This is a genomic window from uncultured Methylobacterium sp. (assembly GCF_964251405.1).
Taxonomy (GTDB): domain Bacteria; phylum Pseudomonadota; class Alphaproteobacteria; order Rhizobiales; family Beijerinckiaceae; genus Methylobacterium.
This window is the reverse complement of sequence record NZ_CAXUJR010000019.1, coordinates 10,223-14,594: the sequence shown is the minus strand read 5'-3', so window position 1 is coordinate 14,594 and position 4,372 is coordinate 10,223. Positions and strand designations below refer to the sequence as shown.

Below are 4,372 nucleotides of genomic sequence, written 5' to 3'. Positions count from 1 at the left end.
GCCGGCCTCTTGCGTCATCGCTCCGTCCATGGCCGAACCGCCGTCATCCGCCCTATGTCACCCCATACCGGCCGCCTTCAAGGCATGGTCCACCGGAGTTTTCCATGGCTTTCCGCCCGCGCGGCCCTGCCCTGTGCCTGGCGCTCATGCTCGGCCTCGCCACGAGCCCGATCTTCGCCGAGGAGGCGCCGCTCGGGATCGGGATCGAGGGATTCGCCTATCCCCATCCCGTCTGCTTCCTCGATCTGAGCCGCGACGGCGAGCGCCAGCGCCTGGCCTATATGGACGTCGCCCCGGCCGGCACGGCCAACGGCCGTACCGTGCTGCTGCTGCATGGCCGCAACTTTCCGTCGAGCTACTGGCAGCCGGTGATCGCGGCCCTGACTGCGGGCGGCTACCGGGTCGTGGCGCCGGACCAGCTCGGATTCGGCAAGTCGTCGAAGCCGGTGGCGCCCTTCAGCTTCGACATCATGGCGGCCGAGACCGTGGACCTTCTCGATGCGCTGAACCTGCCCCGCGTCGACGTGGTCGCCCATTCGATGGGCGGGATGCTCGCCGTGCGGATGGCCCGCAACGCGCCGGCCCGGATCAACAGCCTCGTGCTGGAGGCGCCGATCGGGCTCGAGGATTACCGCTTCTCCGTCCCGCCGGTCTCCAACGACACCCTGCTGCGCATCGAGACCGACGCCAATGCGGAGTCCTACCGCCGTCAGCTGATGACGAACTACGCCCTCTCGCTGCCGGCCTCCGCGATCGAGCCCTTCGTATCGTTACGGGAGCGGGTGAAGGGCTCGGGCGAGTATCCGCGCTGGGTGCAGTCCTTCGTGAACTCCTACCAGATCATCTGGGGCCAGCCCGTGGTCCACGAGATCCCCCTCGTCACGGCGCCGACCCTGTTCTTGATGGGCCAGAACGACCGCAACGCACCCGGAAAACCCTTCGCGCCGGCGGAACTGAGGGGGAAGATGGGCGACAATGCCGTCCATGCCCGGGCGCTCGCCGCGCGGATGCCGAATGGCCGCGCCGAGGTCTTGCCCGGCATCGGCCACCTCGTCCACATGGAGGCGACGCAGCGCTTCAACGACCTCACGCTGACGTTCCTCAACCAGAATTGACCCTGACGGCTTTCGGCGGATCCCCTCGATCCATGCGCGCAGGCGTTCCGCTGCCCTGCGCGAATCATGGTTTCGGCGGATAATCCCGCGAATGCCGACTGTCAGGAACGGCACCCTCTGGGATACGTTGAACCGCCGTCGACGGGCTTGCGTCAGAGACGGCACGCGGCGGGCGGATCGGGAGTAGCATGGACGTGGACACCTCGGCGACCGGGACGGCTTCGGAGAGCCTGGTCGGGGACGCCTTTCATCAGTTCGCCGACGACGTGCCGTTGATGATGTGGCGGTCCGATGCGCAAGGTCAGGCCGTCCACCACAACGAGAGCTGGCTGGGCTTCACCGGGCGAAGCCGCGAGGACGAGATCGGCGACGGCTGGCGGCGCGGCCTGCACCCCGACGACGTCGAGCGCCACGCCGCCCTCGTCCTGGACGCTTTCGCGACGCGCCGGCCCTACACCGCGGAGTTCCGCCTGCGCCGCCACGACGGCGCCTATCGCTGGCTTCTCGACACGGCCCGGCCGATCGACCGCGAGGGCGTGTTCACCGGCTATCTCGGCACCTGCTTCGACATCACCGACCGCAAGCACGCCGAGGAGCATGCGGCAGCGGCCCTGGCCGAGAAGGAAGCGCTTCTCGCTGAGGTCTATCACCGGGTTCGCAACAACCTGCAGGTGATGGTGAGCCTGATCGGCCTCTACGGCCGCGCGGCACCCCCGCCCTGCCGCGGCAGCTTCGAGGCGCTCGGCCAGCGGGTCCGGGCGATCGCCCTCGTGCAGCAGCACCTGCACGAGGCGCCCCACATCGCGTCGATCGACGTGCGCGACTACCTTCACCGCCTCGCGTCCGGCCTCGGGCAGCTACGCCGGGCCGGCCGCATCGGCGTCACCATCGAGGGGGTCGGCACCACACTCGTCGAGCCGCGCACCGCCAACGCCCTCGGCATGATCGTCGCCGAAGTGGTAGCCGAATGCCTCGATGCCACCGCCGAGTCGGTCGCCTGCACCATCGCGATCCGCATCGATGCCGCCGCTGGTGCACCGGTGCGCCTCCAGATCGTATCCGGGGCGGAGGGTGACGTCGTCCCCGCGGCCGCGGGCTCGGTGCCCAATCTCGGCCCACGGCTCATCGCCGCCTATGCGGCCCAGGCCGAGATCGCGGTGCGCGGCAACGCCACCGCGGACGAGCCCCTGGAACTGCAATTGCCGGAGGTTCTGACCCGGATCGTGCCGGACTGAGGCGGCCGCGTCGACGCGCCGGCACGAGGGACTATATGTCTCCTGTGCGCCCCTTTCCTCCCGCACGGTCCGAAACCCGGTTTCTCCTCCGCATGCTGCCCCCGATCGAGACCATCGTCGAGAATTTCGCCTTCATCGAGGATTGGGAGGAGCGCTACCGCTACGTGATCGAGCTCGGCCGTGCATTGCCGCCCGGTAGCGAGTCGCTTCAGACCGAGGCTAACAAGGTCCATGGCTGCGCCAGCCAGGTCTGGCTCGACCTGCAGGTCGACAGGTCGGGGCCCGAGCCGCGCCTGGCCGTGCATGGCGACAGCGACGCTCACATCGTGCGTGGCCTCGTCGCCCTGATGGTCGCCCTGTTCGACGGCAAGACCCCAGCCGACGCGGCGAGGACGGATGCCTTCGCCCTCTACACCGAACTCGGTCTCGCCGAGCACCTGACCCCACAGCGCTCCAACGGCGTGCGCGCCATGGCGGATCGTATCCACAAGGACGCGGTCCGGCTCGCGGCCGGATAGGGCGGCGATCGTCATCCCCGCCAGATCCGCATCCGGGCGCGATCGGGGCCGACGGCCTCGCGTTCGAGCCCGTAATGCTCGGCCAGGCGCGCGAGCGCGATGCGCGCCACCACCTTGGCCGAGCGCGCGGGCCAGCGCCGCTCCGCCTCGATCCGCTCGAGGCCCTTGAGGAAGCCGCACAGGTCGATCAGCAGACCGGAGAGGTCGCTGCCCACCGCATCGAGGGCCGCACGCACACGCTGGCGGCTGGCCAGCATCGCGTCGGAGGCGGCGGACGGATCGCGCGGGCCAGCGCCGTCGACCTTCACCCCGCTCCAATCCGCGCCCATGCGCGGCATCAGCGCCGCGGTCGTGAGGTCGCGCCGCAGCCGTTCTCCGGCCTCGAAACAGGCCGCGTCGAGCAGGGGCCGCCCGTCCCGGTCGCGCCGCCGTGCCATCCAGGCGAGCGGGCTCTCGGAGGCATCGCGCACCGGACGGTCGGGACCGTCCCCGGCGCCGCCCTCGATCAGGTCGAGATGTTGGGCGAGATAGGGCGTCCCGGTCCCCGCGGCATCCCGCTTGAGCCTCGCCCGCCCGGCCGGGCTGATCGTGATCCGCGTTCGGCGCCCGAAGGTCCGCTCGGCGAGGTCGGCGGCGAGCAGGGTATCGCCAGCGCTCCTCGGGAACCGTCCGGAGCCCAGCGACATGCCCGCACCGCCGACGCGCACGATCAGCCCGTCCTCTGCAAAGGGATCCTCCAGGGCGTAGGCACCGTCCTGGGCCAGCGCCGCGAGGAGGCGTGCGGCGTCGCGGTCGAGCCCGGCCCGCGCATCCGGTTCGGCTCCGACGATCGCAGTCGCAGCCGTAATCTTGCGAATTTTGTTCATGATATGTTCCATTACGCATGGGCGTGAGGGCGGCGCCTCTTCAACCCACGGTAAAGGAAAAATATCCTAAGACAAGTCTTGACAGCCAAATCGATCGCGGACGGCCGATCCAGCAGCGCACCATCCGGGCGGCGCACGGCGCCGTCCGGACCGGAAAGCCTCAATGCGTCAGGCCGCTTCGTCGTAGTTGCCGTTCCGGGTCTGGCCGAGGCCGATCGCCTTGGCGAGATCGGAGCGGGCCTTGGCATAGTTCGGCGCCACCATCGGATAGTCGAGCGGAAGACCCCACTTGGCGCGGTATTGCTCGGGGCTCATGTCGTACTTGGCGCGCAGGTGACGCTTCAGCGACTTGAACACCCGCCCGTCCTCGAGACAGATGATGTGGTCGGCCGTGACCGACTTCTTGACGGGGACGGCCGGCTGCTGAGGCACCGCGTCGGCCTTCGCCTCCACCTGCCCGCCGGCGACCTGGATGAGCGCGGCATGGGTGCGGGCGATGAGCTGGGCCAGCTCACCCGGGGGAACGGGGTTGTTGCTCACATAAGCGGAGACGATGTCGACCGTGAGTCCAATATAGTCGGTCGAGGTGTCGATTTCATTCATGATGGGACGTGTTCCTCTGAACGCAACGTTGGAAA

At 69.0% G+C, this 4,372-nt stretch carries 5 protein-coding genes; 3 read left to right on the top strand and 2 right to left on the bottom strand.

Annotation, left to right across the window (positions count from 1 at the left end; translation table 11 throughout):
* The first annotated feature begins 104 nt into the window (after positions 1 to 104).
* The 3 genes from ACFE7U_RS05650 (at position 105) to ACFE7U_RS05640 (ending at position 2,868) form a co-directional block, all read left to right on the top strand.
* Entirely contained in the window at positions 105 to 1,115 is a 1,011-nt protein-coding gene (locus ACFE7U_RS05650) for an alpha/beta fold hydrolase (RefSeq protein ID WP_375408755.1), read from the top strand.
* Between the two features lie 188 nt (positions 1,116 to 1,303).
* On the top strand, positions 1,304 to 2,350 hold the full coding sequence (locus tag ACFE7U_RS05645; protein WP_375408754.1) for a PAS domain S-box protein: 1,047 nt from the start codon (positions 1,304 to 1,306) through the stop codon (positions 2,348 to 2,350).
* 92 nt (positions 2,351 to 2,442) lie between these two features.
* Positions 2,443 to 2,868, top strand: a complete 426-nt coding sequence (locus ACFE7U_RS05640) for a SufE family protein (protein ID WP_375408753.1) — start codon at positions 2,443 to 2,445, stop codon at positions 2,866 to 2,868.
* A gap of 11 nt (positions 2,869 to 2,879) precedes the next feature.
* On the opposite strand, the gene ACFE7U_RS05635 is transcribed toward ACFE7U_RS05640, so the two are convergent.
* Complete coding sequence (locus ACFE7U_RS05635) at positions 2,880 to 3,734, bottom strand: DUF6456 domain-containing protein (protein ID WP_375408752.1); 855 nt, start codon at positions 3,732 to 3,734, stop codon at positions 2,880 to 2,882.
* 168 nt (positions 3,735 to 3,902) lie between these two features.
* Positions 3,903 to 4,337, bottom strand: coding sequence for a MucR family transcriptional regulator (locus ACFE7U_RS05630; protein WP_375408751.1), 435 nt, complete (start codon positions 4,335 to 4,337; stop codon positions 3,903 to 3,905).
* Between the last annotated feature and the right edge of the window lie 35 nt (positions 4,338 to 4,372).